This is a genomic window from Comamonas endophytica, from assembly GCF_023634805.2.
GTDB classification, from domain to species: Bacteria; Pseudomonadota; Gammaproteobacteria; order Burkholderiales; family Burkholderiaceae_C; genus Comamonas; species Comamonas endophytica.
Genome location: NZ_CP106881.1, coordinates 3,028,683 through 3,043,505, shown reverse-complemented (window position 1 = coordinate 3,043,505; position 14,823 = coordinate 3,028,683). Strand labels below are relative to the sequence as shown.

Below are 14,823 nucleotides of genomic sequence, written 5' to 3'. Positions count from 1 at the left end.
AATCGAAGCCCTGATTTAATGCACTGCTATCCCTTTTGTAGCAAAAATGCATGAGCCTAGAACAGCCAAAATCACTTGCATGGAAACACCAAAGGCGCTGACGCGCAACAACCTGGTTTTTCAAGCGACGATTAAGGCCATGTGACAGCGAGTGCCGCTTTTCGCGGAACAAGCAAGCGCGGTTTTCAGGGCCACGACACGGCAGTTTTCGACCTGGTAGAAACTGGAAGCTCAAGCCGGCGCGCTGGATGCGACATTCGGTGTGGCGGCAGGCATGTCGCGCGAGACAAAGTGAACATGGGGCATAGCCCCATACCCCAAATCGAGCAGGCGTATCAACTGTGCTAATTTCAGCCGGATGGACACCATAAAAATTGCGATTCAATGGGCAGTTGGCAACCCCTTGTTGCTGCTGGGCTTGCTGCTCGCTCTGGGCATCTCCATACGATTGGCCGGTAGCCGAAGTGGTCCTAGCCGCCGTGCATCATCAAGGCGACTACTTCGATCGCTACCTGAGCAAAAGCGCTTTTCCCATCTCTCCACGATTTATTCGCCAAAGAGCTACCGACGCAAAAGAGCTCCGGACAAATAAGGCGGTCAATTGATGGTGGATCGAACCTGTGAATTTCGAGTAGCAAGGGCCTGCAGGTAAGCCGGCTGTGTGGTACCCGAACTTTCCCTATCGGCCACCCGAGCATTGACCGAGGAAGAAGCCATCGGCACAACCTGACCACCCGCTGCGGCCGCAGTATTGGCGGATGGATCACCAGCTGGCACTCGAGAAGGTTGCGCGGCCTCGGGCTTGCGGTAATGGTCAAACGTGGGATTCCTCATCCAGTCTGCGCATTCTTCGGGCGATAAGCCCGCATCGGTAGCCTGCTGGGTCAAGCATTTGCATGCCCCTTTGAAGCACACCGCTCCCGCGACCTGGGGCATGTTGACCACAACGCGCAGCGAGTCATAAGCCGGCGCGGTCTCAGGCCTGCTGGAAATGCGCGGTATGAAGGCAATGCGATCATCGATGAAGCTAGGTTCAGGAGGCGCAGAAGGCCCAGTAACTTGCTGGACTGGGGAACCCCCTACCCCCGGTTTTTCCGGCTGCTGGGCGGCCAGCTTGCCGCCTGGGTTCATGCGATCAGTGATTGCGTTATAGGCAACCCATGACATGCCACCAACCGTGAGTAGCGCCACGACCATAACGGCAAGCATCCAAGGCACCGAGCGCACGGGCTTGACATGGATCGACGCGCTTTTGTACTGCCCAAAAATGCGCTTCGGCAGACGGTACCGCTTCTTGATTGGAGCGTTTTTCCAGGATGTGCGGCAGTTGTCGGCGCACTCCGGCCACTCATACCACCAGCGACCGAGGATGCCAAGATCGCGCAAATGCACGTGACGACCGACGAGCGCCCGCACATTTGAATCAACCAGGTTCGGCCCCTGCGTGATGATGTAGAAATCAAGACCGCGGTGCCGGTGGGTTTCCAACATGGCCACATGATCCGGCACCTTCTGGCCAGGTCCGCGCGGACGCCATACGCGCTGCACCTCGTCGATGATGATGACGGATCCATCCGGCACCACTTCGGGCCATTTCTCGGGCTCGGCCAGAGGCTCATGCTGGATCTGCAGGTCAGGGATGCCGTTGACATACAGTTGCCGACCATCGCTGGCCAATTCAGAAAGCATGGACACCAGAGCGGCAGACTTTCCGCTTCCAGGCGCGCCGGTGATGAGCGTAAGCATTAGGAAGCCGCTCCCGTGGTTTGAAGCGCAAACCGCTTCATGACCATCCAGGCAAGACCCGACACGATGCCGCCGCTGGTGATGGCCATAGCATCGAAGAATCCAGCCATAGCCAACAGCTGCAGCACTTCCCCGGTGAATCCGGCAAATGCGGTTTTCGCCGCATTTATTGCACCGGAGAGCGCAGTGTCGGCGCCCTCATAAGTGGTGTAGCCAAAACCAAGGGCCACCATGACACGAGAAACAATCGGCCAAGATATTTTGGCAAGCCATTCTGCAATACCTTCCACGATTTAATCCCTCCTCGACAAACCAAAGAAAGCCAGGGCAGCTGACAGGTAAGCAAACCCGATAAGCAGCGGACGAATCTGAGTTGCAAAATCACAAAGCAAATCCCAGCGAAAAGCCATGGATTTACCCATAACCATGAACTGTTTTGGAGCCGGACATACACCGTTATCCGGCCCAAACCCTTGTTCTTTATTTATTTGCAGAGGCACGGTGTTTTTAGCCAATGCTACTGGACTTACATCTCCGAGCTTTTGACAAGCCACAATATCTGGATATTTTTCGCACAAATCCGGCTCATTCTCTGGAGCAGGCTGGTCGCCGGTATTTTCCACGGGATCAGTTTGCGGATTCGGATTAGGCACATTTGTAGACTGAGGCCGATTTACCGGCTGGATATCAACCTGCCAGGGGCTGCCGGGTACCGGTGCAGGCGTAACGCGTACACCTGGCTGAAAAAACGGCTGATTACTAGGGCTAGGAGCAGCATTAGGATCATAATTCGGATTAGCAACTGGGTTTCCAGTAGGCACAAACAATGGCTGAGGAAAAGGATTGACTCCGGTATTAGGATTTATTACGGGGAGCTGTACCGGCAGCGGAACACTAGGCATCTCCCTTGGCACGGAATTAGGCATAGGCCAGCCCGGTGTATTTGCGGGATTAAGCAAATCAACCATTTCTTCCTGACTCAATTTCCTAGGCTGAGGCGTTTGTGTGCATCCCGCAGGTGTCGCATACCATCCAGCAGGACAGTTGGGATTTGTTCTGTTTGTCAACGGTGCACCCACTGTGCCCTCTGTACCATCTGGTCGCGTGTAAGTCAGCAGACATGGATTCTCATAACCTACTCGAACAGTTACCACGCCGCCTAGCGTAGGATAAGCAATCGGAAAATACGCCTCACAGGCTCCCTGCCGAGTAGGCGCCCACGGATATCCAGGAACGCTATATTCCTGTCCGTCAGATTGCTGATCAGAATTCCCACCAACAGCATTTTGAACCCAAGCCTGTAAGTTATCGTCCCAAACGATTTTTGCGACACCAAGCCAAGAGGCAATTCCAACAGCGGTACGCAATTGAGGACTCAAGAAAAGCGCCGCTGCTGCAACACGGGGTGCATTCGCGGCAAATCGCATGGAAGCTGGAACAGATACAGATCGACCAGCCACATTTAATGAAGCATTGGTTCTAACGGTACCGTTAGACAAGGTCGCGGAATTTGCAGCAGAGCCCATCGAAAATTGACCGCCAGGACCAGTAGAAGCGGATGATCCACCAGACCAGCCAGGTGGAGCAGACAGCTGGGCATAACCTGCATATGCCGATCCAGAGGCCAAGAGGCAAACTACTACCAGCCCTTGCAGATAATGCATGTGACCCCCACGACAGCCACCAACATGGCCCAAAATTCAGGAGTTGCCATAGTTTTCCCCTGTTTCGCCACGGAGAACCCGCGCGATGAAAAGCAAAGCGTAAGCACCAATCCACGCGGCTGCGATCATCCAGCCTATGGTTAAACCATCCTCAGCCTGAAGCAAATTACAGGGCTGCGCGTTATAGGGAATGGGAGCCATTAAAGGCACACCGGCGCCAATTGGCTCAAGGCGATAGTGGATCGTGTCTTCTTCGACCAACACCACATTGACCACGTAGGTTTGCTGACCACGTGAGATGACAGCGCCTGCCTGGGACGATGCCGAGGCGTGCGCCGCTTGCTGGGCGGTGCTGTAGCACGCGTTTCCAACTTGATACGCCATCACAGCGCCTTTTTGCGAAGGAAGTGATGGGCAAAAAGCGCGATGCGCGCTGACAGCACCAACCCCGAAACGAGCGCGACATTCACGCCCATTTCCGCCAGGATTGGAGCTATCAGGGGCATGGCCTTACAGACCCTTGCGGATGAACTTGAAGGCGTAGACGGCCACCACAGCGGCCAGGACGATGCCAGCGACCGTCAGCGCATCGGTGCTCAGGTCCGAGAGAGCAGCGTTGACGTTCTCGGGGATCGCGGCTTGCGCGGCACCAGTCGTGGCCAGGACGAAAGCGGGAACGGCGGCCAGACGGATTTTGAGAGCTTTGGACATGGAATTTCCTTTGAAAAATGCGGCGCGGAATTGCACCCGGAAGCCCTCAGCAAGGGCTACGAGCTGCACTCAGGGCACGTAATCGGCGGCGGTGCCGAGGCGGTCAAGGTCGATGAGCTGCGGCATGTCCTCGGGCTCGCACCAGTCCTGCACGAGCTGATGCGCTGACTCGACGTCGAACACCACACCGCCCCCGGCTTCTTTCAAGCTGGCGACCCATCCAGGCTGGCCGTCATCGAGCGACGGAGCGAGGAAACAGCCGGTGCTTTGGGACTGGATAAGCAGCCGCATTTATGCCGCCTTGGGTGCCCGCGCCTTCGGTGCGATTTCAATCAGGCTGAGCTTGGTGCCGTCTTCGCGGGTGGCTTCCATTTCGAAGACTGCATTGGCGATGATCGGAAACTGGCCATCCAGCTTGGCCCACTTGTCGAACTCCTTTGCATCACCGATCTTGAAGGGACGCGTGACACGGCCCATCGAGCGGCCTGCGCCGTTTTCTTTCAGATCCACTTCGCAGTGAAATGTCGTGCTGCTGAAGGCCTTGCCTTCAAAGGTGCCCAACGATTCTTTGATGCCGTGAACGACGACTTCCATAGGGATGCGCATGATTTTTCCTTTGGCCTTGGTTGCGGTCTATGCGAAGGCTGGGCCAGTGCCTGCGACCGTTGAAATGCGGTTGAATGCCGGCATGAACGCGCGGCGAATTTCAGGTAGGGAGAACTTCTGCAGACGGCCTGGGAGCTTCTGGTCTTTGATCATCGCGACCAGCTCTTCAAAGCCCAGGAACTCGATGGCTGCGGCGCACGTGGGCGCGGCCACATCGCGGAGCCAGCGAACATTGCGCACCACCTCTGCCTCGACGGTCTCGAGCGCCAGGCGGCCGGTTGTCTTGACGGGCTCGGGGCAGAACTTCTGTTCTGACAGCATGAGCAGCGAGGCATGCCATTCGCTGGCACCGGCGAAGAAATCAGCAGGACGGCGCAGCATCTCGGTTCGCAACTCGCGGAGCTTGTTTCCATAGCGCAGCTCGGCACGAATCCAGCAAGAACCAGCTTCAGGGCCGAATAGCTGATCGCCTTTTTCGTAGACGTTTGTTTCCTTGCCAGCTTGCTTGCTGCCCACGTAGAACGAACGTGAATTGCCGTTGGCCCAATCGCCAACCATGTTGCATTTGAGGCGCTTGCCGCCGGAGTCACAAAGCCCGTTTTTGTAGTCGGTGACCAGCTGGGAAAGGTAGTCCGGCATGCCCGGAACGCCGTCGAAGAAATCGAGCGCCAGATCACAGCGCGTCAGGTCGCCCTTGCGGCCTTCGATGATGGATGCGAGGCGGTGATTCCAGCCGATATCAGCAAACGTGCACGCAGCGCCGAACAGGTTGCAATGGATTCCGCGAGCCTGAGCCTGCTGCTGGGGGCTATCACTGCTGGAGAGGTAGCCCACCCAGCCGCATTCGATACCGTTGCGCTCAATGCTCCAGCGGAAGCGATAGAAGTCGTGGCCCTTGCGCACCTCAGCGGCCACGGTGTAATCGGGGCCGAGAGCTTCAGCCACTTCGACGGCCAAATCCTTGGCCTGGACAGAAGTAGCGAAATCAGCATCTGGCAGAGCTGCCAGCGCACGACGAAGGTCATCGACCTTGGTGAAGCTCTTTTCCCAGATATTGGCCGTGGACGGCTCGCCGCCCTGGACCTTAGGAAAGAGATCATCGACAGAAGGAACAGGCGCATTGCGCAGAAGGCAGGTGAAGCGCACCCAGTCAACGTGCACAACCGACTTGGAAGCGGTGCGCTCAGCGAGCAATCGGACCTTGACTTCGGAGCCGTCAAGAACCAGCGAGGACTTAGCGGGCCGGGTCATTTGATCAACCTCCTGTTATCCCCGTGATTACCATCGGGGAGGGCTTGGAGACCGGCGCCCGGCGCCGCGTCGGCAGCGCTTCGCCTGCCCGCCGCCGCGTCACCGCGCGCCAGTACTTCGATACCAGCCAAGAAATAGGAAATCGCGCGCCACTGGGAGGCATTGCGCTCGACAGGAGCGGGGTCGCGGTGCTTGATGTTGCGGCTCATTCGAACCTCGCAAACTCGATGATCAAGATGGCAAAAACCACCAGGTGAGCGAGCAAAAACGTCACGAAAAGGCCGGAGAGCAAGCCGTCGCCTATTCGCTGAAGCCAGGAGGTGCAATGGCGGCTCATTTGCGGAACCGTTCTTGAAGCACCACACCGACCCAAAAACCGGCAAACACCAGACCAAAGAGGGCCAAGATTTCTTCAGTTGACTTTGCCGAGCGAACGCCCAAGCCGAACAAGACAGATAGAGCTATTGCAAGAAAGAGGATCATCACAGCACCCCCTGCCAGCGGCGAGTAATGACGTCCATGGCATAGACGAAAGCCGCCAGCGAAAAGCACACGCCAAGGAGGACGCCATACCCAACGTCCAGCAGTGCTTGGGCGATGGTAAGAGTCCGCTTTTTCTTTGCACGTGCGCAGTGCAAGCAGGTGTCCACCCTCTGCCCAGCCTCAGCAGGAGCCGCCAAGCGCGAGCTGGGGCCTACGTGGGCAGGGGGTGAACAATCGAAGGTGTCTGACATGGCGGCTCCTGTAAACTTGTCAAATTGACTATGTAGTCATTTGTACAAGTGCGAACGGAGTGTAGTCAAATGTATATCGACGAACAATTAAATAATCTTATCGACGAAGCAATATTGATTGCTGGCAGCCAACGCAAGCTGGCCGGCCTGCTCGACATGGAGCAAGCCAATTTGGCAAAGATCAAGAAGGGGGAGCGCCCAGCCAACTGGCGTGTCAGAGGCAAGTTGCGTGCAATTCTGGGTGAAGACCCGGCGCAAGCATTCATGGCCGCAATGGCGGAAGACCTGGAAGCGTCAGAGAACACGGACGAAAAAAAAGCCGCCGATGGCTTCAAGGCCATGCTGGCAGCTTTTGCAGGCGGGCAAGAAAAAAGCCCCACCGAACAAGTCGATGGGGCTCAGTCCTGGCGGAAACGGAGGGATTCGAACCCTCGATGAGGCTCTACACCCCATACTCCCTTAGCAGGGGAGCACCTTCGGCCACTCGGTCACGTTTCCAATACAGCGATTGTAACCCGAGTTTTTGGGGCCTCGGGCAAAAAAGCGAATTTACTCCGATTTGTCCAGGCCGAAGGCGGTGTGCAGCGCGCGCACGGCCAGCTCCAGGTATTTCTCGTCGATGACGACCGAGGTCTTGATCTCGGAGGTCGAGATCATCTGGATGTTGATGCCCTCTTCGCTCAGCGTGCGGAACATGGTGCTGGCCACGCCGGCGTGGCTGCGCATGCCGATGCCGACGATGCTGACCTTGCAGATGCTCGGGTCGCCCACGGCTTCCTTGGCGCCGAGTTCGGGCACGACCTTGGACTGCAGCAGGTCCATGGCGCGCTGGTAGTCGCCCTGGCTCACGGTGAAGCTGAAGTCGGCCAGGCCGTCCTTGCTGATGTTCTGCAGGATCACATCGACTTCGATATTGGCTTCGGCCACGGGGCCCAGGATGCGGTAGGCGATGCCCGGGGTGTCGGGCACGCCGAGCACCGAGATCTTGGCTTCGCCGCGGTTGAAAGCGATGCCGGATACGACAGCCTTTTCCATTTTTTCGTCTTCCTCAAAAGTAATCAGCGTGCCCGACTGGGCTTCTTCGGCAAGGTCCATGTCCCAGGGCGTGAAGCTCGACAGGACGCGCATCGGCACGCGGTACTTGCCCGCGAACTCGACCGAACGGATTTGCAGCACCTTGCTGCCCAGGCTGGCCATCTCCAGCATCTCTTCGAAGCTGACGGTGGACAGGCGGCGCGCGGCGGGCACCACGCGCGGGTCGGTGGTGTAGACGCCGTCGACATCGGTGTAGATCAGGCATTCGGCGGCCTTGAGCGCGGCGGCCATGGCCACGGCCGAGGTGTCGGAGCCGCCGCGGCCGAGCGTCGTGATGTTGCCGTTCGGGTCGATGCCCTGGAAACCGGTGACGATGACCACGCGGCCGGCCTCGAGGTCGGCGCGCACGCGCTGGTCGTCGATGGACTCGATGCGCGCCTTGGTGAAGCTGCTGTCGGTGCGCACGGGCACCTGCCAGCCGGCATAGCTCACGGAAGTCATGCCCTCGGCCTGCAGCGCGATGGCCAGCAGCGCCGACGAGGCCTGCTCGCCGGTGGCGGCCAGCATGTCGAGTTCGCGGTAGTAGGCGTTTTGCGGCTGCGTGGGCGCGAGCTCGCTGGCCAGGCCCAGCAGACGATTGGTCTCGCCACTCATGGCGCTGGGCACCACCACCATCTGGTGGCCGGCCCGAGCCCACTTGGCCACGCGCTTGGCAACATTGCGGATGCGCTCCGGGGAGCCCATCGACGTGCCGCCGTATTTATGAACGATCAGTGCCATTGGATATCAGGGTGACGAAACTTCGGACCTGGCGCGAGGAAAAAAGACGTTTTGGTGCGCCAGCGGTTTTCGTGCAAAAGTAGACCAAAACTCAGGGATTGTACCAACCGAGCAGCGCCCCGCTCCTCACCACAAACCCTCGGCCCAATTTGAGGCGGATCTGGTGCCCGCGCGTGGTGCAGGCGGCAAGCTGGCGCAGCAGCTCTTCAAGTTGCGCCGCGGCCGGCGTGGTGCCGTGCGCGATGCGCAGCCAGTGGCGCAGCACATTGGCCTGGCGCGCTCTGCTGAGCGCCTGCAGCGCGGCGATGCGCGGCGGATCGCCGATGGCGGCGAGATCGGTTTCGGCGACTTCCTGCAGCAGCTCGGCCGCCTGGGCGCAATGCCGGCTGCTGCGCGCGAAGGTGGCGCGGAACTGAGGGAATGCCGCCTGCAACTGCGGTAGCAATTGCGCGCGGATGCGGTTGCGCGTGAAGCGCTGGTCGGCATTGCTGGGGTCCTCGACCCACTGCTGTCCTCGGGCCATGAGCCAGTCGCGCAGGGCTGCGCCCTCGACCTGCAGCAGCGGGCGCTGCCAGTGCAGGCCGAGGCGCCGCCATTGCGCGGGCATGGCGGCCAGGCCGGCAACGCCCGCGCCGCGCGACAGCGCCAGCAGCAGAGTCTCCACCTGGTCATCGGCATGCTGGGCCAGCGCGATCGCGGCCATCGGGCGGCCGGGCCATGCCTGCAGCGCGGCCTCGGCCAGCGCCGCATAGCGGCTCTGGCGCGCAGCATCTTCGGGGCTTTGGCCGGGCGCATGGCGTGCGTCAACACGGCAGACGGCCAGCGGCACTTCCAGCCGTGCGCACAGCGCCTCGCAATGGCGCTGGAAATCATCGGCCGCCGCCTGCAGGCCGTGGTGCACGTGGATGGCATGCACCTGGCCGGGCCAGCGCTCGGCGCAGGCCAGCAGCAGCGCGGTGGAGTCGGCGCCGCCGCTCAGGGCCACGGCCAGCGGCAGGGGCGGCGCGAAGGCGGCCATTGCGGACTCGAACGACTGGCTCATGTTGTCTTCCTTGGGGCGCCAACGGCAACGGCTCCCGAAGGAGCCGTATCAGTGTTGGATTTCTCGCGCGCAAGACCGTCCATCCTTCGACAGGCTCAGGACGAACGGACTTCGCGTGTGCTCAGCGGTTATCGGCCTTGGTATCCGAGTACCGGCCGTAGCTCTGCAGCCGATCGTAGCGGCGGTCCTGCAGCTCGCGCGGGCTCAGGTCGGCGAGCTGGCGGTAGGCGTCGCCCAGCGCGCGCTTGAGGAAGGTGGCCATCTGCTTGGGGTCGCGGTGCGCGCCGCCCACGGGTTCGCTGACGATCTTGTCGACCAGGCCCAGGGCCTTCAGGCGCAGCGCCGTGATGCCCATGGCGGCGGCGGCCTCGGGGGCCTTCTCGCCGGTCTTCCACAGGATCGAGGCGCAGCCTTCGGGGCTGATCACGGAGTAGACCGAGTATTGCAGCATCAGCACCTGGTCGGCCACGCTGATGGCCAAGGCGCCGCCCGAGCCGCCCTCGCCGATGACGGTGGAGATGATCGGGGTCTGCAGCTGCGCCATCTCGAAGATGTTGCGGCCGATGGCTTCGGACTGGCTGCGCTCCTCGGCGTCGATGCCGGGAAAGGCGCCGGGCGTGTCGACGAAGGTGAACACCGGCAGCTTGAACTTCTCGGCGGTCTTCATCAGGCGCAGCGCCTTGCGGTAGCCCTCGGGGCGCGTCATGCCGAAGTTGCGCAGCGTGCGCTCCTTGGTGTCCCGGCCCTTCTGGTGGCCGATGACCATGCAGGGGTGGCCGTTGAAGCGCGCCAGGCCGCCGACGATCGACTGGTCGTCGGCGAAGTGGCGGTCGCCGTGCATCTCGACGAAATCGGTGAAGATCTCGCGCACGTAGTCGAGCGTGTAGGGACGCTCGATGTGGCGCGCGATCTTGGTGATCTGCCACGGGGTCAGATCGCTGTAGATGTCGCGCGTGAGCTGCAGGCTCTTCTTGCTCAGCTGGTCGATCTCCTCCGAGATGTCGACCGCGCTTTCCGTCTGCACATAACGCAGTTCCTCGATCTTGGATTCGAGCTCGGCTATGGGATGCTCGAAGTCCAGAAAATTCTTTTTCGCCATTTTTTCTCCTTGTCCCGGCCTCGGGGCTCAGGGCATTGCTGTATCAATAAGCCACGGGCTGCGGGTCGAGCGATCGCCAAATATACCAAGTCGCGACACTGCACCATGGCTTCCAGGCCTCCGCCACCTCGCGCGCATCGCTGCGGCTGACGGGGTCGCCCGAGAAATAGTTCCTGCTGATCCCGCTGATCAGCCCCGCGTCGTCGAGGGGCAGGACATTGGGCCGCATGAGGTGGAAGATCAGGAACATCTCGGCCGTCCAGCGGCCTACGCCGCGGATGGCCATCAGTTCGGCAATGATGGCTTCGTCCTCCATCTTCGCCCACTGGTCGGTGTGCAGCCGGCCTTCGGTGAAGTGCACGGCCAGATCGACCAGGTAATCGACCTTGCGCGCCGACAGGCCGGCGGCGCGCATGTCGTCCACCTTCAGGCGCAGCAGCTGCTCGGGCGCCATGCTCGGGGGCAGCTGCGCCAGGCGGTTCCACAGCGTCTGCGCGGCCTTGGTCGAGATCTGCTGGCCGACGATGGAGCGCGCCAGCGTCACGAACGCATCGCCGCGCGTTTGCAGCGCCTGGCCCGCGAATTGCGGGATCAGGCGCTTCATCACCCGGTCCTTCTTGATCAGGTGCTTGCAGGCTTCCGCCCAGTAGGCTGGTGCAGACAGCGGCGTGACGATCACGTTCGCTATCTCTTTAGGAGCATTCACCGCTGGTACCGCCTGCATCGAACAATTGAAATGGAACCCATGGATTGCACGCGCTCAGGGCGCTGCCTCCCAGGTGGTGCCGGCGGCGGAATCCTTGAGCACGATGCCCTGGGCAAGCAGTGCCTGGCGGATGCGGTCCGCCTCGGCCCAGTCCTTGGCGGCCTTGGCGGCGGCGCGCGCGTCGATCTGCGCCTGCACGGCCGCGGCGTCCACGCCCGCGGACACACCCGCCTGCAGGAAGGCCTGCGGATCGTCCTGCAGCAGGCCCAGGCAGGCGCCCAGCGCCTTGAGCAGGCCCGCGCTCTCGGCGCTGCGGCTGCGGTTGACCTCGGCGGCCAGCTCGAACAGCACGGCCACGGCTTCGGGCGTGCCGAAATCCTCGTCCATTGCCGCCTTGAAGCGCGCCGCCTGGGGCTGCGCCCAGTCGATGGCCACCTCGGCCGCGGGCACCAGGCTCAGCGCGGTATAGAGGCGCTTGAGCGCCGAGCGCGCATCGGCCAGGTGCACGTCGCTGTAGTTCAGCGGGCTGCGGTAGTGGCTGCGCACGACGAAGAAGCGCACCGTCTCGGCGTCGAACTCCTTGAGCACATCGCGGATGGTGAAGAAATTGCCCAGCGACTTGGACATCTTCTCGTTGTCCACGTTGATGAAGCCGTTGTGCATCCAGGTGCGGGCGAGCGCCTTGCCGGTCGCGCCTTCGCTCTGCGCGATCTCGTTCTCATGGTGCGGGAACTGCAGGTCCGCGCCGCCGCCGTGGATGTCGAAGCTCTCGCCCAGCAGCTCGCAGCCCATGGCCGAGCATTCGATGTGCCAGCCGGGGCGGCCCGCGCCCCAGGGGCTTTGCCACTTCACTTCCTCGGGCTCGCTGGGCTTGGCGCTCTTCCAGAGCACGAAGTCGAGCGGATCGGACTTGCCGTCATCGACCGCCACGCGCTCGCCGGCCTGCAACTCGTCGAGCGACTTGCCCGACAGCCGGCCGTAGCCGGGGAATTTGCGCACTGCGAAGTTCACGTCGCCGTTGCCCGCCTGGTAGGCCAGGCCGCGCTGCTGCAGCCGGCCGATCATGGACAGCATCTGCGGCACGTAGTCGGTGGCGCGCGGCTCGGAGTCGGGACGCTCGATGCCCAGCGCATCCGCGTCCTGGTGCAGCGCGTCGATCATGCGGTCGGTGAGCTGGCGGATGGTCTCGCCGTTCTCCACGGCGCGGCGGATGATCTTGTCGTCGATATCGGTGATGTTGCGCACGTAGGTCACGCGCAGGCCGCTGGCACGCAGCCAGCGCTGCACTACGTCGAACGCGACCATCGAGCGCGCATGGCCCAGATGGCACAGGTCGTAGACCGTCATGCCGCAGACGTACATGCGGACGTGGCCTGGCTCTATGGGCGAAAACGCTTCCAGTGCACGCGACAGCGTGTTGTAGATACGCAAACTCATGGAATGTCTGTTACGAGGGAGAGAGGGAGCGGACTGCCGGCGATGGCAGCCCCTGCGCGGCCGCGCAACGACGCCCGGCGCGGCGAACCCGGCAGGGGGCGCCAGGGTCCATCCGGGCTGACACCCCTCAGCTACAATGGCCCGAAGTATAAGCCCGCGCCGCAGGCCCGTTCCTGCCCGCACCGAAAGCACCTACATGCCCGCTCGCCTCGCCCTTCCCCGCGCCCTGCGCCTGTTGACCCTGGCCGCCGCGCTGGCTGCGGGCGCCGCCCATGCCGACGACTACGCCGAGGTCAACCAGCTGCTGCGCGCGGGCAACACATCCGAGGCCATCGCGCGCGCCGACAGCTACCTCGCGGGCAACGCGCGCGATCCGCAGATGCGTTTCCTGCGTGCCGTGGCCCTCACGGATGCGGGCCGCAAGGCCGATGCCATCGAGAGCTTCACGCTGCTGATCGAGGAATATCCCGAGCTGGCCGAGCCCTACAACAACCTCGCCGCGATCCATGCCGCCGATGGCGATCTGGACCGGGCCCGGGGCCTGCTCGAGCAGGCCGTGCGCAACAACCCCAGCTACGCGGTGGCGCATGCCAACCTTGGCGACATCTACGCGCGCCTGGCCTACCAGGCCTGGCAGCGCTCGCAGCAGCTCGACCCGCGCGCCGGGGCGCAGCTGGCCCCGAAGCTCACGCAGCTGCGCAGCCTGCTGCAGCCCGCAGCGCCCGCGGCAAACCCATAAATCCCGGTTCGGCACGGCGCCACGCCGGTGCCTTTGCCGCGCCCGCCGTGGCCCTGCGGGAACTGTTGCCGCCGCAAACCATTTCCATGTCCATTCCTCCTTGGAGCCTTGCATGATTTCACGCAGAAAAACCACTCTCGCTCTGACCGGCCTGGCCCTGAGCGCCGGCCTGCTGGCCGCCGGCGGCGCCGCGGCGCAGGCTGCGCCCCAGGTCGAGCTCAAGACCTCGCAGGGCGCGATCGTGCTGCAGCTCGACCCCGCCAAGGCGCCCAAGACCGTCGCCAATTTCCTGCAGTACGTGAACAGCAAGCACTATGACGGCACGGTGTTCCACCGCGTGATCGACGGCTTCATGATCCAGGGCGGCGGCTTCACCGCCGACCTGCAGCAAAAGCCGACGCAGCCGCCGATTCCGCTGGAAGCCAGCAACGGCCTGAAGAACGACCGGTACACCGTGGCCATGGCGCGCACCGGCAACCCGAACTCGGCCACGGCGCAGTTCTTCATCAACGTCGCCGACAACGCCATGCTCAACGCGCCGCAGCCCGACGGGCATGGCTACGCAGTGTTCGGCAAGGTCGTCAAGGGCACCGAGGTGGTGGACAAAATCCGCGCCGTCGCCACGGGCAACCGCGGCATGCACCAGAATGTGCCCATGTCGCCGGTGACGATCCTTTCGGCACGCGTGCTGCCCTGAAACTCCCGCGGGCCCCATGCCCGCCCTTTTCTCCACCCTTTTCAAGGAATTCCACATGAGCAATCCCCAAGTCGAACTGCACATCGCCGGCCAGGGCGTCATCACCATCGAACTCGATGCCGAGAACGCGCCCAAGTCGACGCAAAACTTCCTCGCCTACGTGAAGAAGGGCCACTACGACAACACGATCTTCCACCGCGTGATCCCCGGCTTCATGATCCAGGGCGGCGGCTTCGAGCCCGGCATGAAGCAAAAGGACACCGATGCGCCGATCGAGAACGAAGCCAAGAACGGCCTGAAGAACACCAAGTACACCCTGGCCATGGCGCGCACCAGCGACCCGCACTCGGCCTCGGCGCAGTTCTTCATCAACGTCGCCGACAACGGCTTCCTGAACCACACTTCGCCCACGGCCCAGGGCTGGGGCTATGCCGTGTTCGGCAAGGTCGTCAAGGGCACCGAGATCGTCGATGCGATCAAGGGCGTGAAGACCGGCCGCAAGGGCTTCCATGACGACGTGCCCCAGACCGACGTCGTGATCGAAAAGGCCGTGGCCCTGTAAATGGCACGCCGACC

Annotated in this window: 19 protein-coding genes and 1 tRNA gene; 4 read left to right on the top strand and 16 right to left on the bottom strand. The window is 61.9% G+C overall.

The window, feature by feature from the left end:
- Positions 1–597 precede the first annotated feature (597 nt).
- The 10 genes from M9799_RS13785 to M9799_RS13740 all read right to left on the bottom strand — a co-directional run bounded on the left by M9799_RS13785 (position 598) and on the right by M9799_RS13740 (position 6,461).
- The gene (locus M9799_RS13785) at positions 598–1,689 is read right to left on the bottom strand and encodes a zonular occludens toxin family protein (protein WP_231045044.1); all 1,092 of its coding nucleotides are present in this window, start codon (positions 1,687–1,689) and stop codon (positions 598–600) included.
- Between the two features lie 56 nt (positions 1,690–1,745).
- Entirely contained in the window at positions 1,746–2,036 is a 291-nt protein-coding gene (locus M9799_RS13780; RefSeq protein ID WP_231045043.1) for a DUF2523 domain-containing protein, read from the bottom strand.
- Between the two features lie 3 nt (positions 2,037–2,039).
- A complete protein-coding gene (locus M9799_RS13775) occupies positions 2,040–3,245 on the bottom strand; it encodes a virulence factor TspB C-terminal domain-related protein (protein ID WP_231045042.1) in 1,206 nt (401 codons plus the stop codon).
- Positions 3,246–3,446: 201 nt separating this feature from the next.
- Entirely contained in the window at positions 3,447–3,794 is a 348-nt protein-coding gene (locus M9799_RS13770) for a hypothetical protein (protein WP_231045041.1), read from the bottom strand.
- A 126-nt stretch (positions 3,795–3,920) separates the two neighbouring features.
- Positions 3,921–4,121: a major capsid protein gene (locus tag M9799_RS13765; protein ID WP_231045040.1), complete on the bottom strand. Its 201-nt coding sequence runs from the start codon at positions 4,119–4,121 to the stop codon at positions 3,921–3,923.
- Positions 4,122–4,190: 69 nt separating this feature from the next.
- On the bottom strand, positions 4,191–4,412 hold the full coding sequence (locus M9799_RS13760; protein ID WP_231045039.1) for a hypothetical protein: 222 nt from the start codon (positions 4,410–4,412) through the stop codon (positions 4,191–4,193).
- Positions 4,413–4,727 (bottom strand): hypothetical protein, encoded by a 315-nt coding sequence (locus M9799_RS13755; protein WP_231045038.1) that lies wholly within the window; start codon positions 4,725–4,727, stop codon positions 4,413–4,415.
- Between the two features lie 27 nt (positions 4,728–4,754).
- The gene (locus M9799_RS13750; RefSeq protein WP_231045037.1) at positions 4,755–5,978 is read right to left on the bottom strand and encodes a replication initiation factor domain-containing protein; all 1,224 of its coding nucleotides are present in this window, start codon (positions 5,976–5,978) and stop codon (positions 4,755–4,757) included.
- The gene (locus tag M9799_RS13745; RefSeq protein ID WP_231045036.1) at positions 5,975–6,187 is read right to left on the bottom strand and encodes a hypothetical protein; all 213 of its coding nucleotides are present in this window, start codon (positions 6,185–6,187) and stop codon (positions 5,975–5,977) included. Before M9799_RS13745 ends, M9799_RS13750 begins: the two co-directional genes overlap by 4 nt.
- Before the next feature lie 124 nt (positions 6,188–6,311).
- Positions 6,312–6,461 (bottom strand): hypothetical protein, encoded by a 150-nt coding sequence (locus M9799_RS13740; RefSeq protein ID WP_231045035.1) that lies wholly within the window; start codon positions 6,459–6,461, stop codon positions 6,312–6,314.
- A 320-nt stretch (positions 6,462–6,781) separates the two neighbouring features.
- On the opposite strand from M9799_RS13740, the gene M9799_RS13735 reads away from it, so the two are divergent.
- The gene (locus tag M9799_RS13735; RefSeq protein ID WP_231045034.1) at positions 6,782–7,150 is read left to right on the top strand and encodes a hypothetical protein; all 369 of its coding nucleotides are present in this window, start codon (positions 6,782–6,784) and stop codon (positions 7,148–7,150) included.
- On the opposite strand, the gene M9799_RS13730 is transcribed toward M9799_RS13735, so the two are convergent.
- The 6 genes from M9799_RS13730 to cysS all read right to left on the bottom strand — a co-directional run bounded on the left by M9799_RS13730 (position 7,118) and on the right by cysS (position 12,811).
- Positions 7,118–7,210: transfer RNA gene (locus tag M9799_RS13730), tRNA-Ser, on the bottom strand. The two genes, M9799_RS13735 and M9799_RS13730, sit on opposite strands and share 33 nt — an antisense overlap.
- A gap of 51 nt (positions 7,211–7,261) precedes the next feature.
- Positions 7,262–8,527 carry an aspartate kinase gene (locus M9799_RS13725; RefSeq protein WP_231045033.1) on the bottom strand — a complete coding sequence of 422 codons (1,266 nt, stop codon included), beginning with the start codon at positions 8,525–8,527 and terminating at the stop codon, positions 7,262–7,264.
- Between the two features lie 91 nt (positions 8,528–8,618).
- On the bottom strand, positions 8,619–9,569 hold the full coding sequence (gene tilS / locus M9799_RS13720; protein ID WP_231045032.1) for a tRNA lysidine(34) synthetase TilS: 951 nt from the start codon (positions 9,567–9,569) through the stop codon (positions 8,619–8,621).
- A gap of 121 nt (positions 9,570–9,690) precedes the next feature.
- The gene (locus tag M9799_RS13715) at positions 9,691–10,668 is read right to left on the bottom strand and encodes an acetyl-CoA carboxylase carboxyltransferase subunit alpha (RefSeq protein ID WP_231045031.1); all 978 of its coding nucleotides are present in this window, start codon (positions 10,666–10,668) and stop codon (positions 9,691–9,693) included.
- A 43-nt stretch (positions 10,669–10,711) separates the two neighbouring features.
- The gene (locus M9799_RS13710) at positions 10,712–11,392 is read right to left on the bottom strand and encodes a DNA-3-methyladenine glycosylase family protein (RefSeq protein ID WP_231045030.1); all 681 of its coding nucleotides are present in this window, start codon (positions 11,390–11,392) and stop codon (positions 10,712–10,714) included.
- Between the two features lie 36 nt (positions 11,393–11,428).
- Positions 11,429–12,811 carry a cysteine--tRNA ligase gene (gene cysS / locus M9799_RS13705; RefSeq protein WP_231045029.1) on the bottom strand — a complete coding sequence of 461 codons (1,383 nt, stop codon included), beginning with the start codon at positions 12,809–12,811 and terminating at the stop codon, positions 11,429–11,431.
- Between the two features lie 196 nt (positions 12,812–13,007).
- Here cysS and M9799_RS13700 point away from each other — a divergent pair, with 196 nt between their 5' ends.
- From M9799_RS13700 to M9799_RS13690, 3 genes are all read left to right on the top strand, one after another.
- On the top strand, positions 13,008–13,550 hold the full coding sequence (locus M9799_RS13700; RefSeq protein WP_231045028.1) for a tetratricopeptide repeat protein: 543 nt from the start codon (positions 13,008–13,010) through the stop codon (positions 13,548–13,550).
- Positions 13,551–13,662: 112 nt separating this feature from the next.
- Complete coding sequence (locus M9799_RS13695; protein WP_231045027.1) at positions 13,663–14,247, top strand: peptidylprolyl isomerase; 585 nt, start codon at positions 13,663–13,665, stop codon at positions 14,245–14,247.
- Between the two features lie 55 nt (positions 14,248–14,302).
- Positions 14,303–14,809: a peptidylprolyl isomerase gene (locus M9799_RS13690; RefSeq protein ID WP_231045026.1), complete on the top strand. Its 507-nt coding sequence runs from the start codon at positions 14,303–14,305 to the stop codon at positions 14,807–14,809.
- Positions 14,810–14,823 lie beyond the last annotated feature (14 nt).

Excerpts from the sequence above, each read along its gene's own strand:
- M9799_RS13785 (WP_231045044.1), bottom strand. The coding sequence starts at position 1,689 with ATGCTTTCTGAATTGGCCAGCGATGGTCGGCAACTGTATGTCAACGGC.
- M9799_RS13770 (WP_231045041.1), bottom strand. The coding sequence starts at position 3,794 with ATGGCGTATCAAGTTGGAAACGCGTGCTACAGCACCGCCCAGCAAGCG.
- M9799_RS13765 (WP_231045040.1), bottom strand. The coding sequence starts at position 4,121 with ATGTCCAAAGCTCTCAAAATCCGTCTGGCCGCCGTTCCCGCTTTCGTC.
- M9799_RS13760 (WP_231045039.1), bottom strand. The coding sequence starts at position 4,412 with ATGCGGCTGCTTATCCAGTCCCAAAGCACCGGCTGTTTCCTCGCTCCG.
- M9799_RS13755 (WP_231045038.1), bottom strand. The coding sequence starts at position 4,727 with ATGCGCATCCCTATGGAAGTCGTCGTTCACGGCATCAAAGAATCGTTG.
- M9799_RS13750 (WP_231045037.1), bottom strand. The coding sequence starts at position 5,978 with ATGACCCGGCCCGCTAAGTCCTCGCTGGTTCTTGACGGCTCCGAAGTC.
- M9799_RS13745 (WP_231045036.1), bottom strand. The coding sequence starts at position 6,187 with ATGAGCCGCAACATCAAGCACCGCGACCCCGCTCCTGTCGAGCGCAAT.
- M9799_RS13740 (WP_231045035.1), bottom strand. The coding sequence starts at position 6,461 with ATGATCCTCTTTCTTGCAATAGCTCTATCTGTCTTGTTCGGCTTGGGC.
- M9799_RS13735 (WP_231045034.1), top strand. The coding sequence starts at position 6,782 with ATGTATATCGACGAACAATTAAATAATCTTATCGACGAAGCAATATTG.
- M9799_RS13725 (WP_231045033.1), bottom strand. The coding sequence starts at position 8,527 with ATGGCACTGATCGTTCATAAATACGGCGGCACGTCGATGGGCTCCCCG.
- tilS (WP_231045032.1), bottom strand. The coding sequence starts at position 9,569 with ATGAGCCAGTCGTTCGAGTCCGCAATGGCCGCCTTCGCGCCGCCCCTG.
- M9799_RS13715 (WP_231045031.1), bottom strand. The coding sequence starts at position 10,668 with ATGGCGAAAAAGAATTTTCTGGACTTCGAGCATCCCATAGCCGAGCTC.
- M9799_RS13710 (WP_231045030.1), bottom strand. The coding sequence starts at position 11,392 with ATGCAGGCGGTACCAGCGGTGAATGCTCCTAAAGAGATAGCGAACGTG.
- cysS (WP_231045029.1), bottom strand. The coding sequence starts at position 12,811 with ATGAGTTTGCGTATCTACAACACGCTGTCGCGTGCACTGGAAGCGTTT.
- M9799_RS13700 (WP_231045028.1), top strand. The coding sequence starts at position 13,008 with ATGCCCGCTCGCCTCGCCCTTCCCCGCGCCCTGCGCCTGTTGACCCTG.
- M9799_RS13695 (WP_231045027.1), top strand. The coding sequence starts at position 13,663 with ATGATTTCACGCAGAAAAACCACTCTCGCTCTGACCGGCCTGGCCCTG.
- M9799_RS13690 (WP_231045026.1), top strand. The coding sequence starts at position 14,303 with ATGAGCAATCCCCAAGTCGAACTGCACATCGCCGGCCAGGGCGTCATC.